The sequence below is a fragment of the Avibacterium avium genome, from assembly GCF_900454535.1.
GTDB classification, from domain to species: domain Bacteria; phylum Pseudomonadota; class Gammaproteobacteria; order Enterobacterales; family Pasteurellaceae; genus Avibacterium; species Avibacterium avium.
Window position 1 is genome coordinate 863,593 of sequence record NZ_UGSP01000001.1, and the last position, 19,975, is coordinate 883,567.

Here is a 19,975-nt window from a genome sequence, read left to right on the forward strand (position 1 = left end):
AAAGGCTTTGTTTATTTGCTTATATAGTCCGATAAGTGCGGTTGTTTTTTCAGTAATTTTTGCCATTCGCTTTGTTCAATATTCACTTTCAGCAAAAATTCCCCTTGCTCACTGATTTTTTCTTCACGGATACAATCCATTTCATACAGCCAATGGCGAATTTTGCCCGCTTGTGGCGGCAAGCAAAGCTGTAGTTGCACAATGCTTTTGCTTAATTTTTGTCGAATGGCATCGAATAATAGGGTAATGCCTTGTTGCAAATGGGCGGAAATATACACCGCAACAGGGCGATTTTGTTCATCATATTCAATATGCGGAGCAAGGTTTTCCACTTGATCAATTTTGTTATAAACCAGCAAGGTTGGCACTTGAACCGCATTGATTTCTTGCAAAACTTCGTTCACCGCGTGGATATTTTCTTCTTTTCGCACATCGGCACAATCTACAATGTGTAATAACAAACTGGCTTCCGTGGTTTCTTGCAGCGTGGATTTAAAGGCAGAAACTAAATCGTGCGGCAGATCTCGGATAAAGCCTACGGTATCCGCCAAAATCGTTGTGCCAATATCGGGAATGCTTAGGCGGCGTAATGTGGGATCAAGGGTGGCGAAAAGCTGATCCGCTGCATAAACCTCTGCATTTGTGAGCAAATTAAACAGCGTGGATTTGCCGGCATTGGTATAGCCCACTAAGGAAATGGTTGGAATATCTGCTTTCTTTCTGGTTTGACGATTTTGATTGCGCTGTTTTTCCACTTTATTCAAGCGATTTTGCAACTGAGCAATGCGAACTTTGATCAAACGGCGATCGCTTTCTAGTTGCGTTTCTCCTGGGCCACGCAAACCTACCGCACCTTTTTGCTGATCTAAGCCTGTTTTACGCCGTACTAAACGAGTGGCAAGATGTTTTAGTTGAGCTAGCTCTACTTGTAATTTTCCCTCGTGAGATCGCGCACGCTGGGCAAAAATATCTAAAATCAGCCCCGTGCGATCCACCACGCGACATTCACAAAGGCTTTCTAAATTTCGCGTTTGTGCTGGTGTAAGGCAATGATTTACCAAAATCACATTGGCGTTGTGATCTTTTACCGCTTGGGCAATTTCTTCCGCTTTGCCCTGACCGATAAAATACTTCGCTTGCGGTGTAGCACGGCTGGTGGTGATAATGGCGGCAATCTCCACTTGAGCGGATTCGGCTAAAAGCTGAAACTCAGCCAAATCGTCCAGATTTTTATCCGCAGAAAAAAACGCTTGCACAATAATGCCGCGATCTTGAGGTGGATTTGGTGATGAGAGAGATTGAGAAAAAGGCGAAAGTGCGGTGGAAATTTCGTCTAAATTTTCTACCGCACTTTTTTCTATCGTGCTTTGTTCTAATAAGCTTGAAATGGTTGGATTATCCAAAATTATTCAGCTTGTGCGTCTGCGGCTGCTTCAGCAACAACTTCTTGGTTTGCATTGTGCTGTTGTTGGTGAGCTTGGTTATTGTGATGAGAAACCGCACGCGCAGGCACAACCGTAGAAATTGCGTGTTTGTAAACCATTTGGTTTACGGTGTTTTTCAATAAGATCACAAATTGATCGAAGGATTCAATTTGTCCTTGTAATTTAATGCCGTTGACTAAATAAATGGATACAGGAATACGCTCGCGGCGTAATGCGTTTAAATAAGGATCTTGTAATGATTGTCCTTTTGCCATTGTTATTTTCCTTCTTATATTAGTTATAGGGTTTTATGGGAACAAAAATCGTCTCCGTGGCTCAATATAGCAATAATCACGCCTGTTGTCATCACTGAGATTTAATTATTTTAACGTTTGCGTCATTTGCTGGAAGGATTTTTCTGGCGCTAAACTATCAAGCCAAGTAATGGGCGACTTCCAACCGCGTAGCCAAGTAATTTGCCGTTTTGCCAACTGTCGTGTTGCACAAATGCCACGAAAAACCATTTCATCGTGATCGTAATCGCCTTGCAAATATTCCCACATTTGACGATAGCCCACACAGCGAATGGACGGCAAATCCGCGTGCAAATCGCCACGCTGATAGAGTTTTTCCACTTCTTGCTGAAAGCCTTGCTCAATCATTTTATGAAAACGCTGTTCAATGCGTTGGTGCAAAATTTGGCGATCCTGCGGAGCAATGGCAAATTGCGTGATCTCATAAGGCAGTGCTTCGCCTTTTTGCTCGGTGAGTTCGGTGAGTGATTTGCCTGTGAGATAAAACACTTCTAAGGCGCGGTTGATACGCTGGCTATCGTTCGGATTAATGCGTTGTGCCGAAACGGGATCGATTTTTGCCAGCTCTTGATGCAAGCCATTCCAACCGATTTGTGCAGCTTTTTGCTCAATTTCTTGACGCAAATTTTCATCTGCCGATGGCAACGGCGAAAGCCCTTCAAGCAAGGCTTTGTAATAGAGCATAGTGCCGCCCACTAACAAAGGAATTTTGCCTTGCGCCGTGATGTCCGCCATTTCACGCAACGCATCTTGGCGAAAATTTGCCGCAGAATAGCTTTCGCTGGGATCTTTAATATCAATCAAACGGTGCGGGGCGAGAGTTAGTTCTTCCGCATTGGGTTTTGCCGTACCAATATCCATTCCACGATAAATTAAAGCAGAATCCACGCTGATCACTTCCACCGGGAAATGTTGGCGTAATTTGATTGCTAAGTCTGTTTTGCCCGAGGCCGTTGGCCCCATTAAGAAAATTGCGCGAGGTTTGGCTGACATTATTGTTCCTGATCTAAATAGATTTGCCAATTAATGGTGATAAATAATTGGGATAAATGAAATTCTGCCTGTTGCTGAGCCAGTTGTTCTGTTTCACTGAGTAAATTCACCGCATCGCTGAAAATCTCAATTTTCGCATAATCCAATTGCTGACAAAGTGCGGTTAAAAATTGCGTGAAATTATCCACGTTTTGATTGAGCAGATTGCCCACACATTGTTGTAAATTTTGCTGACGCAAACAGCTCGGCACTTTGGTTAAACTGATGCGATGTTGGGCAAGATTTTCATTAAAATCAAAACCGGCTTGCACAAAGAACGCTTTTTGTTGCTGCCAATGGGCTTGTTGTTCCGTGTCCAAGCGAAACATTATGGGGATCAGCAACGCTTGCTGCGGCACATTATTTTGCTGCAGGCTTAATTGAATATGCGTTTGTTGTAATTTTTTAATTGGTAACAGATAAAATTGCTGATTTTGTTGTAACAACAAGGCCTTATTTTCCACTAAGGCTAAGGTGCGTAGCATATGGTTAGATTGTGCAAGGGGCATTTCAGGTGCAGATTGAATATTGTTTGGCGCAGCGGTTTGCGTGCTTTGTTGCAATTTCCCTGTTTGTAGCAATTCACCATAAGCTTGACGTTCCTTTTGGGATACCGCAGGCGTTTTGCTGTAATGCTCAAAGTGCGGGGTAAATTTTGCGGATTTTTCTACCGCACTTTCTTTTGACACTTTTGGCGTATTTTTTTCAGCGCTGCTTTTTCCCACCGTGTTCTGCTCATTCCGTTTAGAATAATCAGGCATTGGTTGAAAAATATTTCTTCCTGCCGCCGCACGGTTTATCGAACCCTGATTGGGCTGCCATAAACCTTGTGGCTCTTGCACTTGGAAAGTATTTCCTTCTCGTTGTGTGGCAGTTTCAGGGGGCGATATTTGTTGTGTAGCAATCTCATTACGCCCTAATTCAAAGCTCGTTTGTAAAGCATTTTGTACCCCCTGATAAATAAAATCGTGTACCAAGCGAGCTTGCTGAAAACGCACTTCGTGCTTGGTGGGGTGAACGTTCACGTCCACTTCGTTAGGATTGAGATCAATAAAAAGAATATAAGCTGGGTATTCTTCCGCGCCTAAATAATCGGCATAGGCCTGACGAATAGCGTGGGTGATCACTTTATCGCGCACCATTCGCCCATTCACATAGCAATAAGTGAGATCGTTTTGCGAACGCTTAAAATGCGGTTCAGCCACCCAACCTGAAAGGTGTAAATCATCGTGCTTCCAATCAATATGCAGGGCGTGAGAAATAAACTCATCGCCACAAATGGCAGCAATGCGCTTTAATTTTTGCGAAAAATCCACCGCACTTTTGTATTGACGCACGATTTTGCCATTATGCGTAAGCGTGAAAGCAATATGCGGTTTTGCAAGTGCGATGCGGCGGATCACTTCATCAATATGAGAAAATTCCGTTTTATCGGTACGCAAAAATTTACGTCTGGCAGGCGTATTAAAAAATAAATTGGCAACTTCAACTGTGGTGCCAACGGGGTGAGAGGCTGGCTTGATGGTGGTTTCCATTTCTCGCCCTTGAGCGTAAACCTGCCAAGCTTCTTTTTGCTTTTCCGTGCGCGAGGTGAGCGTAAGGCGTGAAACCGAGCTAATACTTGCTAACGCCTCGCCGCGAAAGCCTAAACTTAGAATGGCTTCTAAATCTTCAATGCTCGCAATTTTGCTGGTGGCGTGGCGTGCAAGGGCGAGGGAAAGTTCATCTTTCGGAATACCTGTGCCGTTGTCGCGAATACGGATAAGGCTTGCACCGCCGTTTTCAATATCCACTTGGATTTTATTCGCGCCTGCATCAAGGCTGTTTTCCACTAATTCTTTCACCACAGACGCAGGGCGTTCCACCACCTCGCCGGCAGCGATTTGGTTAGCAAGTTGCGGTGGCAGAATTTGAATTGGCATTGGCGTTCCTATATAAACAGCCCTAACGTAGCTGAATTTTTTGTCCTGTTTGTACTTTGCCGTTTTTCAATTTTGGATTGAGTTTTAACAGCGTTGGCACAGGAATGTTATATTGACGCGAAATCGCATACAGGGTTTGATCTTTTTTCACTGTATGGTATTTCGGCGTTGTTTTGTCTTTTCCGTTATTTTCGGTTTTGGTATTTTTGTTTGCAGTTTTATCCGCTTTTTTATTATCGGTTTTTGATTTATCTGCCTTTTTATTATCTGCTTTCTTGTTTTCTGTTTTGCTTGTTGCTTTACTATTTTTCGGCTCAGCTTTACTTGTTGCAGCTTTGCTATTTTTGCCATTGTCAGGAATTTTGATGGTTTCACCAATCCATAATTCACGGCGTTTGAGTTTGTTTAAGGCGATAATATCGCTCATTTTGACATCATATTTAGCCGCTAATCCACCAAGGCTTTCACCATTTTTTACTTTATGGCGAATACCGCTGTCTTTTGGTAGATCTTTGTTTGAATTGGATTTTTCTTGCGAATTTTGCCCCGCACTTTCACTTTTATTATTTACCGCGGGCGTTTTAGCAACGTTGATTTCACTTTTCACATTACGGCGGCGGAAATCCACAAGGCTTTCATAAATCACCTGAGCCAGTTTTTTACGATAAGCAGGGGAGTTGAGCTTCTTTTCTTCATCGGGATTGGACAAAAATCCTGTTTCCACCAAAATAGACGGAATATCGGGCGAACGCAACACGCCAAGGCTAGCGTGCTGTGGTGTGCTGCGGCTTAAGGTGGTGATTTTGGCAAAACGGCGTAACACAATCGAGCCTAATTCATAGCCCACTCGCTGGCTGTGCCCAAATTGCAAATCCAACACCGTTTGATCCAAATATTTTTCTCTGTGTGAGGCTAATACCGATCCTGCACCGCCTAATAATTCCGAGCGTTTTTCGTGATCTTCCAACCATTGCCCCATTTCGCTGTTGGCACGGCGGTTGGATAGCACCCACACGGACGCACCGCGTAAATCAGGGGAAACGGAAGAATCGGCGTGAATGGAAACCAAATAATTCGCCTTATATTTGCGTGCAATCTCTGAGCGTTCAGGCACGGAAATATAATAATCGCCTTTGCGAGTCAGCACCGCACGGAAGTTGGGATCTTTATCCAATAAGGCTTTCAGCTCTTTGGCAATGGAAAGAGTAACGTTTTTTTCATAAATTTTTTGTGTACGGCTGATCGCACCGGGATCTTTTCCGCCGTGCCCAGGGTCAATGGCGATTGTCCAAACATTGGCGAAAGCACTTGAAACGGCGATAAATCCGCATAAGAAAAAAAGGTAAATAAATCGGTAAAGGTTTCTCATTCTAAAACTTCACAAAAAATAGCTTAGGTTAAATAGCGTTATTAATTAGTTATGCGATGAGCTGTTGAATAATCTGCTCGCCTTGCTTGCTTTTGGCGTGCAAAGTGAGATTTCGTGCATCATCAACATAATCAATTTGAATGATCAAATCAGGCTCAGCAAGTAAACCACGCCCTTTTTCAGACCATTCAATCAGGCAAATACTTTGTGCATTAAAATAATCACGAATGCCCATAAATTCTAATTCTTCGGGATCACTTAAACGATATAAATCAAAATGATAAATGGATTTTCCCGCTAAATGATATTCTTCCACCAAGGTGTAAGTGGGGCTTTTTACCTTGCCTTCATAGCCTAACCCTTGGATCATTCCACGGCTTAGGGTGGTTTTCCCTGCGCCAAGATCACCGTTTAAATAAATCACAATGCCTTTTTCTGTCGCCATTTGGCTAACAATTTGCATTAATTTCGCTCCAAAGCGACACATTGTGATTTCATCAGGAATATATTGACTAAACTGTTCCATATTTTCTCGGCGATTGGCTAATTTCAGATAAAAATAAGTGCGGAATTGTACCGCACTTTTTTAGATTTTTGTAGGGGATAAAGAAAAAACCAGCGTATGTTATCAAGCGATAAGTCTTTATTTATAAGTAATCGCTTTCGGATACCCCACCTGCAATGTAAGCGGTTTATCTGTACAAAGTTGATTTTCTCTTGCGCAGATGAAAAAGCGTGAAGTCATTGCTTTTTCGCCTTGGTTGAGAAAAATTTCAGCCACAGAACGATCGAAGAAAATTTCCACTTGGTGTAAATCTTCAATGCGGCAATAACGCTTGTCGCCAAAGGATTTCATTGAATCTGTTTGTTCCGTTTGACCGCGATCTAGGCAGAGCAACTCGCCGTCATAACTTAGGGTTAAATGCTGATTTTGTGCATTATTAAAGAATTTCAGGCTAAACGGTTGGGCGTTTGCATCAAATTTGAGATAAGCACGATCTAAATCTGCAATCACAGCCTCTTTTTCAACCGTAATAGATTGAAGTGCGGTGAGATTTTTATAAATATTTTCAATCGGTTGCTGATAGATTTTGCCGTTTTGTAAGCGTAATTGACGTGGCATTGAAAGCATTGAGTGCCATTTGTAGCAATCTGTTGGATAAGTTAAATCCGGCAACCCCACCCAGCCGAACAGCATTGTTTGCGTGCCTGAAAAAGTTTGTGGGGCGTAGAAATCAAAGCCTTGATCCAGTTCGGCAATCTGTTCTGCGTGGAATTGGCGATCGGTAAGATTACCCAGTGCATAAACAGCGTGATAATTATTTTGATATTGCTCGCGCTCACGTGCTTTGCCCTGTGGTGACCAAATAAAGAGCGATTTATCGCCCATTTGCGATAAATCAGGGCATTCCCACATAAACACGCCTTGATTATCAAAGGCTGGTAAGGCAAGTTCGCCTAATAAACGAGGCGTGTCTGCCAAATCGTCCATTTCAAAAATTAACGCCGTGCCGCTGAGATTTTCCCGTTGCGCACCGCAGATAAAGCGAATTTTGCCGTCTTTGGTGAGAAACGGTTTGGGATCGCGAACGTGTTCGGTGTAGCCTTGTGGCGCTTGTTCGATAAGTGGACGCTTGCTTAATAATTTTCCGTCTTTGCTGAAAATCGCCAGATTTTGATAAGGCACGCGCTGATTATCGCTTGGAAGTCTGGTATTGCCTGTGTAGAACACTGCGATGTTGTCATCAATTAACACCGCACCGCCTGAATAGCAGCCGTGGCTTTCATATAATTCGCAAGGCACAAGCAAATCCGCTTGGCTAAATTGCTGGAAATCTTGCGTGATGAAATGCTGCCAATGTTTCATTCCGTGTAGGGCATCAAAGGGATACCATTGATAGAAAAGATGATATTTTTCGCCATCAAAAATCAAACCGTTCGGATCGTTGAGCAAGCCCGTTGGCGGTGCAAGATGATAAACAGGGCGAAAATCCTGATCTTGCGCCACGGTTTGAGCGATTTTTTCTAGCTCCCCTTGCTCTGCAGCGTAAAGGCTTTTGTATTTCCCTTCATTGAAAATGATCATTGGCATTCTCCTTATTCGCTATTCGCTTAAAAATGCGTGTAATTGTTCGTGGTTCGGTAGGGCCGACATCGCGCCTTTTGCCGTGGTGGCCAACGCACCGCAGGCATTGGCTTGGCGTAAGATTTTCACGAGCGTTTCGTGATTGCTGTGCCAATCAGGATTTTGCGAAAGCCCCGCGAGCAAGCCACCCACAAAGGCATCACCTGCGCCCGTGGTATCTACAGGTTGTAACGCTTTGCCTGCCACAATTTCTTTTGTGCCGTTGAAATGGTAAAGCGCGCCTTCTTTGCCTAGGGTTACGATAATCAGTTTTTGCGGATAAAGTGCGGTGATTTTTTCAAAGGCTTTTTCAAGGCTGTCAGTTTGGGTTAGGAAAGTGAGTTCTTCTTCCGAAAATTTCAGCACATCGGCTAAAGCGACCGCTTGCATCACCACTTCACGCATTTCATCAAGGCTTTGCCATAGGCTTTCACGCAAATTGGGATCGAAAGACACATAACCTTGCGCCTGACGAATATTTTTCATCGCGGTGAAGGTTGCCGTGCGGGAAGGATCGTTGATTAATGCAATGGAACAGTAGTGCAACCATTGTCCTTGCGAAAAGGTAGGTAATTCAGAAACTTGCAAAAATTGATCCGCACTTGGATTAACCATAAAGGTAAAGCTGCGTTCGCCTTGATCTAACCCCACTACCACGGTAGAAGTCCGTTGTGCGGGATCTAAGGTCATAAACGTGGTATCCACTTTTTCTTGTTGCAACGTTTGTTGCATAAATTCGCCTAAGGGATCTTTGCCCACTTTGCCTATAAAACCGCTTTCACCGCCGAGCCGTGCCACGCCCACTGACACATTGGCTGGCGCGCCACCGGCACAGCGTAAATAATGTTGTTCGCCGTCAGGGATTAAATCCACCACCGCATCGCCTAATACCCAAATTTTTTCTGACATAATTCCACCTATTGATAATGTTAAAAATGGCTAATTTTTTACCGCACTTTTATTTTACGTTTTATTACGTTGCGTTTTTATATGGAAATGTTGCTGATCTTTCAATGACTTGCAAAATCCATTTAGCTTGCTGGTAAAAAGAAGGCGTATTTTCATACGCCTAACATTCAACTTTTATTTCACGGTAACGCGTGCAAATTTGCGTTTGCCCACTTGATACACCGCAGTGGACGCTGAAATCACGGCTTTCGCATCTTCAACTTTTTCACCGTCAATTTTCACACCGCCTTGGTTTACCATACGAATGGCTTCTGAAGTTGAGCTAACAAGCCCCGCTTCTTTTAACAAGTTGGCTAGCCCAATTTCGCCCTCAAAGGTAAATTCTGGCATTTCATCAGGGATCGCCCCTTTTTGGAAACGGTTAATAAAGGCTTGCTCTGCGGCGTCTGCCTCGGCTTCGGAGTGGAAGCGAGCAGTAATTTCTTTCGCTAATAACACCTTAATATCACGCGGGTTGCGTCCTTCTGCTACTTCTTGTTTGAACTGAGCAATTTCGCTGAGTGGACGGAAAGAAAGCAAATCATACCAATCCCACATTAAATCATCGGAAATCGACATCACTTTACCGAACATTTCATTTGGCGCTTCGTTCACCCCAATGTAGTTGCCGAGAGATTTCGACATTTTTTTCTCGCCGTCTAAGCCCACGAGCAACGGAAGTGTGATTGCCACTTGCGGTTTTTGTCCGTCTGATTTTTGTAGCTCACGCCCAATCAGCAAGTTAAAGGTTTGGTCTGTGCCACCTAATTCCACGTCCGCTTTCAAATGCACGGAATCGTAGCCTTGCAACAACGGATAAATAAATTCGTGAATGGCAATCGGCTGATTATTGGTGAAACGTTTTTTGAAATCATCACGTTCTAACATTCGTGCGACAGTATAATTTGATGCCAAGCGGATCATTCCCACCGTGCCTAATTCCCCAAGCCAATCGGAGTTAAACACAATTTCCGTTTTCTCAGGATCTAAAATTTTATAAATTTGCTCTTTATAGGTTTCCGCATTGCGAAGTACATCTTCACGAGAAAGTGGCGGACGGGTTGCGTTTTTACCCGATGGATCGCCCACGGTGGCCGTGAAATCACCAATCAAAAACATCACGTGATGCCCGAAATTTTGGAACTGACGCAATTTATTTAACACTACCGTATGCCCTAAGTGAATGTCGGGTGCGGTTGGGTCAGCCCCTAATTTAATGCGTAACGGACGGTTTTCTTTAAGTTTTTCGATTAAATCTTGTTCTGAAAAAAGTTGATCTGTGCCGCGTTTTAACTCGGCAAGGACATTGTTAATCTCTGTCATTGGTTTTTCCTATGTGATTCTTGCTAATGTAAACTGGGTTATTATAGATAATCTTGGGCAAATGAAAAGGCGGATTGGGGAAAAATGGCACAGGAAACAAAATTGACACGGAATTTTTTCGCCAAAATGTAAGGTTGGGCGTGGCATTATCATTAAATATCCTTGTAAAAATGGTGAAAAATCTGACCGCACTTATATTTTGTGCTATTTTTTAGACAACATAGAGGCAATGTTATAGGAGGAAGACAATGCGATTTAATCATCTCAATCAACCTATTGGTGAGCCTGTTGTGGATTTTAGCGCAGGGGAGTTGCCGAATATTCAAACGTTAGAAGGGCAATATTGTCGCTTAGAACGCCTTTGTGTATCTCGTCATTTTAGCGATATTTATGATTTTTTCGGGCCAAACAGCCCTGAAAGCCAATGGACTTATTTGTCTATTGATGCACAACCTAATGAACAAGCCGCGCGGCAACTTTTGCAACAATGGGAAAGCCTGTCAGATCCTTATTATTTGGCGATTATTGATAAGGCGAGCGAAAAAGTGGTGGGGACATTTTCTTTAATGCGCATTGATCCGAAAAATCGCACCATTGAAATGGGCTGGGTGATTTATTCAGAACAGATGAAACATTCTCGTGTTGCTACGGAGGCACAATTTTTAGCGATGCGATATGTGTTCGACACCTTACATTATCGTCGTTATGAATGGAAATGCGATAACCTAAATCAGCCGTCTTTTAATGCGGCGAAGCGCCTTGGCTTTCAATTTGAGGGGATTTTTAGGCGTGCGCTGGTGTATAAAGGGCGTAACCGTGATACCGCGTGGTTTTCAATGTTGCAAGAAGAATGGCAGGCAATGAAACCCAAATTCCAACGCTGGCTTTCAGCTGATAATTTTGATGCTGAGGGCAAGCAATTACGCGCATTAAATGACTGCTAAAAATTTGCCAAATTTTGACCGCACTTTGTTATTTCTTATTGGTAAAACCTATTGAATTTAGAGAGATAACCCTGAGTTTACCTATTGTTTTTGCTTATGGCGAGCGTATGATTGAACAAAATTTATCATAAACTTTATGACAAACTTAGGAGTAAAAAATGGAAAAACCAGCGATTGTGTTAGTACACGGTTTTTGGGGCGGAGCCAGCCATTGGAACAAGGTAATTAACGCGTTGAAAGCACAGGGGTATTTTGATGTGTATGCGGTAGAAAATCCGCTCACTTCATTAGCTGATGATGCAGTGCGTACACGCAAAATGGTGGCACAAATTCAGAAGCCAGTGGTGCTGGTAGGGCATTCTTATGGGGGTAAAGTGATCACAGAAATGGGCGATTTACCTAATGTGAAAGCTTTAGTTTATATCGCCGCCTTTGCTCCTGAAGTGGGTGAAAGTGCGGGCGGAATTAGTCAACAAAATCCACCTGAAGCATTTTCTGCCATTGTTGGCGATAGTGATGGTTATTTATGGATTGACCGCAGTCGTTATCAGCAAAGTTTTTGCCAAGATGTGAGCGAGGACGAAGCGTACCCAATGGCGATTACACAAAAAGCCCCATTAGCTTCCACTTTTGCGGATACCGTCAGCCAAGCCGCTTGGAAGGTGAAACCAAGTTTTTATCAAATTTCTACGCAAGATAGAATGATCTCTCCGGCTAACCAAAAAATGATGGCGGAACGCATTTCCCCACGCAAAATCATCAGCCTTGATGCAAGCCACGCTTCGCTAATGTCGCAAGCCGAAGCAGTAACTCAACTGATTATAGATGCCGCAACAATGGCATAAAATAAAGGAAAAAGCACCGCACTTCCTCATTTCACGCACAAAAAAAGTGCCTCTTTCTGTGGGGGGAGAGGCACTAAAGTGTTGGAGTGATTATCTATTATTGTTTGAATGGTTAGATGATAATAGTTCTCAAATAGGAAGTCAATAGATAAATGCAAATAATTCTCAACAAATTTTCTTATTCAATGTAAGGCACTGAATTTGTAAGAGAAAGTGCGGTAGGAATTTGATCCGAAAATTCAAATTCGCCTGCATAGGCATACACCTCAACCCCTTCTTTGATCGCTTGGCTGAGCAATTTGGCGTACTCAGGATCGATGTATTCTGCCACTTTGAAATGATCAAAACCGTTGTGCAAGCCCGCGAAAAAAATCACCGCACGATGCCCGAGCTTTTTCATCGCCATTAATTCACGCAAATGTTTTTGTCCCCGCGTGGTTACGGCATCAGGGAACATTCCAAGATTGCCTTTTACCAGCGTTACTGATTTCACTTCCACATAACAATCGGGTAACCCTTCGCCTTTAAGCAAAAAATCAATACGGCTGTTTTCCTCACCATATTTCATTTCAGGCAGGATTTCGCTGTACTCCGCCAATTCCTTAATTTGCTTATTTTGCAAGGCTTCAAGGGTGAGCTGATTGGAACGGTGGGTGTTAATGCACACCATTTGCCCATTTTTGAGCTGGGTGAGTTCCCACGAATGGGGGTATTTGCGGGTTTTGCTATCGGAGGTGGAATACCAAATGGTATCGCCTTTCTCGCCACAGCCTGTCATCGCCCCTGTGTTGGCACAGTGAATGGTAAGGATTTCACCATTCGCTAGTTCTACATCGGCTAAAAAACGTTTGTAACGGCGTATCAGCGTGGCGGATTGAAGTGCGGGTAATTGCATTTTGTGTTCCTGTTTCGATTAAAAAGAGAAGTGTATCATTTTGTAAAATTGTGAAAAAGTAAAGTGCGGTGCTTTTTTATTCGTTTTTAATTATTGATTCTATGGCTTTTTTAGATGATTTTTAAAAATTTGATTTATCGGTAAATTTTTTCGATGCAATATGTAAAATCTTTTTGTATGTTATCTAGAATAAATGGTACAGTTAGGGCAGTTTGACTTTTGTCATTTATGGGCTGGAAAGCAAGGTTTTCCAGATTTTATCATCAACCAATTTGAAGGAAACATTATGTTAATTGGTGTACCTAAAGAACTGCTTGATAATGAAACCCGTGTGGCGGCAACGCCAAAGACTGTTCAGCAAATTTTAAAGCTTGGCTTTGAAGTGCTGGTTGAACACGATGCAGGTTTTAAAGCAAGTTTTGAAGATCAGGCATTTATTAATGCAGGCGCGAAAATCGGCACAGCACAAGAAGTTTGGAATGCTGATGTGATTATGAAAGTGAATCCGCCAACTGATGAGGAAATTGCGTTAATTAAAGAAGGGGCAACCCTGATCAGCTTTATTTGGCCAGCCCAAAATGAAGCCTTAATGCAAAAATTATCGGCTAAGAAAATCAATGTGTTAGCAATGGACGCGGTGCCGCGTATTTCCCGTGCGCAATCCTTAGATGCCCTTTCGTCAATGGCGAATATTTCAGGCTATCGTGCGGTGGTGGAAGCCGCCAATGCGTTTGGTAGTTTCTTCACTGGGCAAATCACAGCAGCAGGTAAAGTGCCACCTGCGAAAGTGTTGGTGATTGGTGCGGGTGTGGCAGGTTTAGCTGCGATTGGTACCGCAAATAGCCTTGGTGCGATTGTGCGTGCCTTTGACTCTCGTCCTGAAGTAAAGGAGCAAGTGAAATCAATGGGCGCAGACTTCTTAGAAATTGATTTTGAAGAAGAAGGTGGTTCAGGTGATGGTTATGCGAAAGTGATGTCGGAAGAATTTAATCGCCGTGCAATGGAGCTTTATGCAGCACAAGCGAAAGAAGTGGACATTATCATCACCACTGCTGCGATCCCAGGAAAACCTGCACCACGTTTGATCACCAAAGAAATGGTGGATTCAATGAAACCGGGTTCGGTGATTGTGGATTTAGCCGCCTTAACAGGGGGAAACTGCGAGTACACTAAACCAGGTGAAGTGTTCGTTACCGATAATCAAGTAAAAGTGATCGGTTATACTGATTTCCCAGCGCGCTTGCCAACGCAATCTTCCCAACTTTACGGCACTAACTTGGTGAACTTGCTCAAGTTATTATGTAAAGAGAAAGACGGCACAATTAATATTGATTTTGATGATGTGGTATTGCGTGGTGTAACGGTTATCCGTGATGGTGAAATCACTTGGCCTGCGCCACCAATTCAAGTTTCAGCCCAGCCACAGCAAAAAGTGGAAGTGATGGTTGAGAAAAAAGAAGAAAAACCGCAAGACCCACGCGTGAAATACGGCATTATGGGCGCAATTGGCGTGTTGTTCCTATGGTTAGGTTCAGTGATGCCAGCGGCATTCTTATCACACTTTACCGTATTCGTACTTGCTTGTGTGGTGGGGTACTATGTGGTTTGGAATGTGAGCCACGCCTTACATACGCCATTGATGGCGGTAACCAATGCCATTTCAGGCATCATCATTGTGGGCGCATTATTGCAAATTGCCCAAGGCAGTTTCTTTATTAGCCTACTCGCGTTTATTGCAATTTTAGTAGCAAGTATCAATATTTTTGGTGGCTTTAAAGTTACCCAACGTATGCTAGCAATGTTTAGAAAAGGTTAAGGAGAAAAAGCAATGTCAGAAGGTTTAGTACAGGCTGCATATATTGTAGCGGCATTACTTTTCATTATGAGCTTAGCAGGGCTTTCTAAACACGAAACTGCTAAAGCAGGTTGTTGGTATGGCATTGTGGGGATGACCATTGCTCTTATCGCAACCATTTTTGGCCCACAAACTTCAGGGCAAATTTGGATCTTAATTGCTATGGCGATTGGCGCGGTGATTGGTATCCAACGTGCATTAAAAGTAGAAATGACTGAAATGCCAGAGCTTGTAGCAATTCTACATAGCTTTGTTGGTCTTGCAGCGGTGTTGGTAGGCTTTAACAGCTTTGGCTTACACGTTACCCCGGAATTTGTTGCACCAGAAGGTACAGCATTTATCAGCGAAGCCGCATTAGAAAACGCGAAAGCCGCCTTTGATGCAGAACAAGCAACCCTTGCTACAATCCACAATGTGGAAGTGTTCTTAGGGATCTTTATTGGTGCGGTAACCTTTACAGGATCTGTGGTCGCATTCGGTAAATTACGCGGCATTATTAACTCTAAAGCGCTAATGTTACCGCATCGCCATAAATTAAATTTAGCGGCGTTAGTGGTTTCTGCCTTATTAATGATTGCGTTTTTAAGCTCACCAGAAAATATTTTCCCAGTGCTATTAATGACTATCATTGCCCTTGCTTTTGGTTGGCATTTAGTGGCATCAATTGGTGGTGCAGATATGCCAGTGGTGGTGTCAATGCTCAACTCATATTCAGGTTGGGCAGCTGCGGCGGCAGGCTTTATGCTTAACAACGATCTCTTGATTGTAACTGGCGCATTAGTGGGTTCATCAGGTGCGATTTTATCTTACATTATGTGTAAAGCGATGAACCGTTCATTTATCAGCGTTATCGCTGGCGGCTTTGGTAATGACGTGGTTGCAAGTGGTGATGAAGAACAAGGTGAACACCGCGAAACAACCGCAGAAGAAGTAGCGGAAATGCTGAAAAATGCAAGCTCTGTGATCATCACCCCAGGATATGGTATGGCTGTGGCGCAAGCGCAATATCCAGTGGCTGAAATCACACAAAAATTGCGTGATCGTGGCGTGAATGTGCGTTTTGGTATCCACCCAGTAGCAGGGCGTTTACCGGGCCATATGAACGTATTGCTCGCTGAAGCCAAAGTACCTTATGACGTGGTATTAGAAATGGACGAAATCAATGATGATTTCGCGGATACTGATGTGGTATTGGTTATCGGCGCGAATGATACTGTAAACCCTGCGGCAATGGACGATCCAAACAGCCCAATCGCAGGAATGCCAGTGCTAGAAGTGTGGAAAGCCGCTAACGTGGTGGTATTCAAACGCTCAATGGCAGTAGGCTACGCCGGCGTACAAAACCCACTGTTCTTCAAAGAAAACACTCAAATGCTCTTCGGCGATGCGAAAGAGCGTGTTGATGATATTTTGAAGGCGTTGTAGGGTTTCTGAAAATGTACTAAAAATGGACCGCACTTTTGGTAGAGTGCGGTTTTTTTGTTAGTGATGATTAAATAAATAGATTTTATTCTAATTTTAATTTTTTATTTAGATAAAACTTAAAGTATACATAGCAAGGGATAATATATATAGGAATACCTAAAGCTATTTTTATAATGATAGTAATTATATTACTTTGTATAAATGGTATATGTATAATAGCCCCACACATAATTATACCAGTCAATATAAAAAATAGAGAATGAAGAATATACTTTTTAATATCAAGAGCATTTTTGACAGAAATAATCTGGATAATGCATATTAAAGCTTCCGTAATCAGAATTGCTATGGCTGCACCTATTGAACCATAGTTTGGAACTAATATAATATTTATAATAACATTAATTATAGCTGCATAGAGTACCGATGATACATATATTTTATCTTTTCTATTTGGTAATAAGTATTGAGTTCTAATAACTTCCCCCCATGAACTAAACAAAGCTGAAGATACTAATATGGGTATTAAAATCTTACATTTATCAAAGTTATTGCCAAAAAATAAAGGGACGAACTCATTAGAAATACCAATTATACCAAAAGAGATTGAGGAAGATAAAAATGCAGAAAGTAAAAATGATATATATATATATTTGAAAATCTTATCTTTCTGCCCAGATGAAATCATAGATGAAATTCTTGGAAACATAACAGTCCCTAAAGACCAGATAGCCATAACAGGTATAGCAATGAGCCGGCTAGAGTTCTCAAAATATCCTACTTCATCTGTATTACTCAAGCTCCCCAAAATAACTTTTGAAAGTAAGGCATAAGTGCTTACAGCGATTACAGGAATAAATAAAGCCAACGTTGATTTTGCATGTGAGATAATTTTGTCAAATTTTAGGGGAGTAATATGAACATATTCTCGGATAAAAAACCATAGCGAAAGTTGACTTAACAAAGAAGAAAGTGAAAGTATAAAGGCATATGTATACAGGTCATTTTTATTTTTTACTAGTAATATAATAAAAAAAACTGTAACTATTTTTATTATAATATTTCTTATGATAGAAAGTTTAAACTTTTCCAATCCATAGAAGAACCAATTTATATCTAATATAACAGAGAGTAAATAAATGGTTTGAATTAATGATATTTTTATATCTGTTGAGAATGATAAAGTATACCAAATATATATAGCTAAAATACATAAACCTAAAAAAAATTGGGTAAAATAGATATTCCAAAAAGTCTCGCTAATTAATATTTTTGATTTTGATGTTATTTCTGCTATAGCTCTATTTCCATAATTAGAGTTCCCTAATAGTATGAATATGCTAAACATTACTGATATAGTGAAGTGATACGAATAAACTCCAATGTTTTCGACACCCAAAACTCTAGAAATATATGGCAATGTTATAATAGGTATGAATAAGGTCAATATCTGATAAACTATATTATATATAAAGTTTCTTTTTATTGTAGGCATAAGTAAATCCTATCTATAAGTCTTTATAGATGTTATCGTCTAGTTTTTTAAACTAGAAATAAAAAAGTTATCATTAAATAAAACAATAGGTAATAAATCTTTATTTAAAATATATGGTAATAATATGTAAAAAAACATATGAGAAAATATTATATATATGCTAAAAAAATAAGCTTGTGTTTTTAGTCTAGACTTAGTGAAGTATAAATTATATGAAATGCTTATTCCCATAAAAATTATCCATATTTTATATAATCTCATAGTTATCAAAGAGAATTCATAGAAAGGTAAAAGTAATAGCATAATAAAGCTACCTTTTAAGATGAATTGATTGAATTTATTATTATTTTCTTGTCTATTAAAATAAACTATTATGGTGCCAATAATCTGCCACAATGAGACAGTTAAGAAACTTATAATGGATATTGGAGTAGTATAAGCTTCGAGAGAGGGCATATATTGAGAAAAGTAATTGATTATAGTTTTAGAATAACAAAAAATAAACAGGTCAATAAGAAAGATAAAAAATAATAGGTTATTACTTTTAATGTTTATAAGTAAAAAACTAAGAAAAAATACAGACATATAATGAAATTGAGATGCTATATATAATAACCCTACGTATATTAAACTATTTAAAAGACTGATTTTTTTATTGAATATGTTTATATAAAACCAATATAAAGCAAGAGTGATAACTCCCATCGCAATACAACTTTTTAATTGCCATCCGTTCTCAAAAAATGGAAATAGTAAAACAATTGATAGTGCATATGCTATGTAATCAGTTAGTTTATAAATTACAATAGATATTAAAACTATGGATAATAAGACTATGAAAAAATGTACTATATAAAAGGGAATATCATAATAACTAAATGCAATTAATAAATAAGAAAATAACTTTTGAAAGATACTACTAGGTAAATAATTAGAATTGTACTGCTCTCTGTAAAAATTTAAATCAAGGTCACCATCATAGCCACCAAATATAATTAGTGAGCTTATTATTTGAAGGTAAAATATAGTTTTAGATTTTGGAAACACAAACCCAAAAAAACATATAAGGTACATTGAAATCAATATGGTCATATTTTATTCTTTATTTAGAACGCTTAAAAATTCTTTTTATTTTAACTAATAAATTGTTATATCTTACTTTAACATACTGTAAGTTAAAATGTTTTTTTTCTACTTTGTCAAAGCTTTCATATATATCATTCTCTTTTATTTCTAAATCATCAAAAGCATTAGGGATTAGTTTAAAAATTTTTATAGGATTATTCATGTTTATATTTATATTCATCTTTCTTTTTTGTAAGTGAATATACATAAATTCTTCTTTGAATATATGATCTTTTTCTTTTATGTATCTACTTAATTTTCCATCACTCCATACAAAAAAACTATTCTTTTTCATTTCGCATATACCATTGCCGTGGTCTAATACAAAATCAGAAGATTTGGTATATATATCTGCAGAGAAGTTTTTCTTATATACAGGGAAGCCATTTTTTTCAAAAATGTCATTAACATTAGGCTTATCTAGAAATGTCTCATCAAAATTATATGGGTCTTTATTAGAAAATACTTCTCTATAAAATTCATTTCTCATAAACATTTTATTAAACATATCTTCATTTTTTATTAATGAAAAATGTCCTAATAGAAATATTTTCTTAAATTTTAATATTTCTTCTGAAATGAATTTTCTTATATCTCCATAGATAACATCAAGATCACAATATCCCCAGTAGTCAAAGTCTGTAATTAAATCTTTAAAAATATATCCATATGCAGGCTTATAATCGCATAGTTTGTAGGGGGTCTCAAGATATATAGGGAATTCAAATAGTGATTGTACCTTATCTTTTAAATCGTGAAATGTCATAAATACAAAATTTACATTTTTAGGATATTTATAAGATGTTTTATTATCAGATATAATTGTCCAAGTTATTGAGGGGTTTCTCTCACAAGATCTCAAAAATAGTGGAAAATAATTAGGGAATTGGCCAAAATAAGGAATTATCATATTTATTTTTTTGTATGCTTTCAT

Annotated in this window: 16 protein-coding genes; 4 read left to right on the forward strand and 12 right to left on the reverse strand. The window is 40.1% G+C overall.

Annotated features, from left to right (window positions below; all coding sequences use genetic code 11):
• Positions 1-11 precede the first annotated feature (11 nt).
• The 9 genes from hflX to tyrS form a co-directional block, all read right to left on the reverse strand.
• On the reverse strand, positions 12-1,403 hold the full coding sequence (gene hflX, locus DYC50_RS04330; protein ID WP_425451067.1) for a ribosome rescue GTPase HflX: 1,392 nt from the start codon (positions 1,401-1,403) through the stop codon (positions 12-14).
• A gap of 2 nt (positions 1,404-1,405) precedes the next feature.
• The gene (hfq, locus tag DYC50_RS04335) at positions 1,406-1,699 is read right to left on the reverse strand and encodes an RNA chaperone Hfq (RefSeq protein ID WP_103853217.1); all 294 of its coding nucleotides are present in this window, start codon (positions 1,697-1,699) and stop codon (positions 1,406-1,408) included.
• A 105-nt stretch (positions 1,700-1,804) separates the two neighbouring features.
• Positions 1,805-2,731 carry a tRNA (adenosine(37)-N6)-dimethylallyltransferase MiaA gene (miaA, locus tag DYC50_RS04340; protein ID WP_115249139.1) on the reverse strand — a complete coding sequence of 309 codons (927 nt, stop codon included), beginning with the start codon at positions 2,729-2,731 and terminating at the stop codon, positions 1,805-1,807.
• On the reverse strand, positions 2,731-4,692 hold the full coding sequence (gene mutL, locus DYC50_RS04345) for a DNA mismatch repair endonuclease MutL (protein WP_115249140.1): 1,962 nt from the start codon (positions 4,690-4,692) through the stop codon (positions 2,731-2,733). Before mutL ends, miaA begins: the two co-directional genes overlap by 1 nt.
• A 22-nt stretch (positions 4,693-4,714) precedes the next feature.
• Positions 4,715-6,061, reverse strand: coding sequence for an N-acetylmuramoyl-L-alanine amidase (locus tag DYC50_RS04350; RefSeq protein WP_115249141.1), 1,347 nt, complete (start codon positions 6,059-6,061; stop codon positions 4,715-4,717).
• Positions 6,062-6,110: 49 nt separating this feature from the next.
• Positions 6,111-6,587, reverse strand: coding sequence for a tRNA (adenosine(37)-N6)-threonylcarbamoyltransferase complex ATPase subunit type 1 TsaE (gene tsaE / locus DYC50_RS04355; protein WP_115249142.1), 477 nt, complete (start codon positions 6,585-6,587; stop codon positions 6,111-6,113).
• Between the two features lie 117 nt (positions 6,588-6,704).
• Positions 6,705-8,147 carry a glycoside hydrolase family 32 protein gene (locus tag DYC50_RS04360; RefSeq protein ID WP_115249143.1) on the reverse strand — a complete coding sequence of 481 codons (1,443 nt, stop codon included), beginning with the start codon at positions 8,145-8,147 and terminating at the stop codon, positions 6,705-6,707.
• Between the two features lie 18 nt (positions 8,148-8,165).
• A complete protein-coding gene (locus DYC50_RS04365) occupies positions 8,166-9,095 on the reverse strand; it encodes an aminoimidazole riboside kinase (protein ID WP_115249144.1) in 930 nt (309 codons plus the stop codon).
• A gap of 174 nt (positions 9,096-9,269) precedes the next feature.
• Positions 9,270-10,457: a tyrosine--tRNA ligase gene (tyrS, locus tag DYC50_RS04370; protein ID WP_115249145.1), complete on the reverse strand. Its 1,188-nt coding sequence runs from the start codon at positions 10,455-10,457 to the stop codon at positions 9,270-9,272.
• A gap of 248 nt (positions 10,458-10,705) precedes the next feature.
• Here tyrS and DYC50_RS04375 point away from each other — a divergent pair, with 248 nt between their 5' ends.
• Both DYC50_RS04375 and DYC50_RS04380 read left to right on the forward strand, forming a co-directional pair.
• Positions 10,706-11,401 (forward strand): GNAT family N-acetyltransferase, encoded by a 696-nt coding sequence (locus DYC50_RS04375; protein WP_115249146.1) that lies wholly within the window; start codon positions 10,706-10,708, stop codon positions 11,399-11,401.
• Positions 11,402-11,559: 158 nt separating this feature from the next.
• Entirely contained in the window at positions 11,560-12,246 is a 687-nt protein-coding gene (locus DYC50_RS04380; protein ID WP_115249147.1) for an alpha/beta hydrolase, read from the forward strand.
• A gap of 178 nt (positions 12,247-12,424) precedes the next feature.
• Here DYC50_RS04380 and sfsA read toward each other — a convergent pair whose 3' ends face one another.
• Positions 12,425-13,141: a DNA/RNA nuclease SfsA gene (sfsA, locus tag DYC50_RS04385; protein WP_115249148.1), complete on the reverse strand. Its 717-nt coding sequence runs from the start codon at positions 13,139-13,141 to the stop codon at positions 12,425-12,427.
• A gap of 286 nt (positions 13,142-13,427) precedes the next feature.
• Here sfsA and pntA point away from each other — a divergent pair, with 286 nt between their 5' ends.
• The gene (pntA, locus tag DYC50_RS04390) at positions 13,428-14,957 is read left to right on the forward strand and encodes a Re/Si-specific NAD(P)(+) transhydrogenase subunit alpha (protein WP_115249149.1); all 1,530 of its coding nucleotides are present in this window, start codon (positions 13,428-13,430) and stop codon (positions 14,955-14,957) included.
• Between the two features lie 12 nt (positions 14,958-14,969).
• Entirely contained in the window at positions 14,970-16,421 is a 1,452-nt protein-coding gene (pntB, locus tag DYC50_RS04395; RefSeq protein ID WP_115249150.1) for a Re/Si-specific NAD(P)(+) transhydrogenase subunit beta, read from the forward strand.
• 82 nt (positions 16,422-16,503) lie between these two features.
• Here pntB and DYC50_RS04400 read toward each other — a convergent pair whose 3' ends face one another.
• On the reverse strand, positions 16,504-17,916 hold the full coding sequence (locus DYC50_RS04400; RefSeq protein ID WP_115249151.1) for an oligosaccharide flippase family protein: 1,413 nt from the start codon (positions 17,914-17,916) through the stop codon (positions 16,504-16,506).
• Between the two features lie 1,102 nt (positions 17,917-19,018).
• Entirely contained in the window at positions 19,019-19,975 is a 957-nt protein-coding gene (locus DYC50_RS04410; RefSeq protein WP_115249153.1) for a DUF6625 family protein, read from the reverse strand.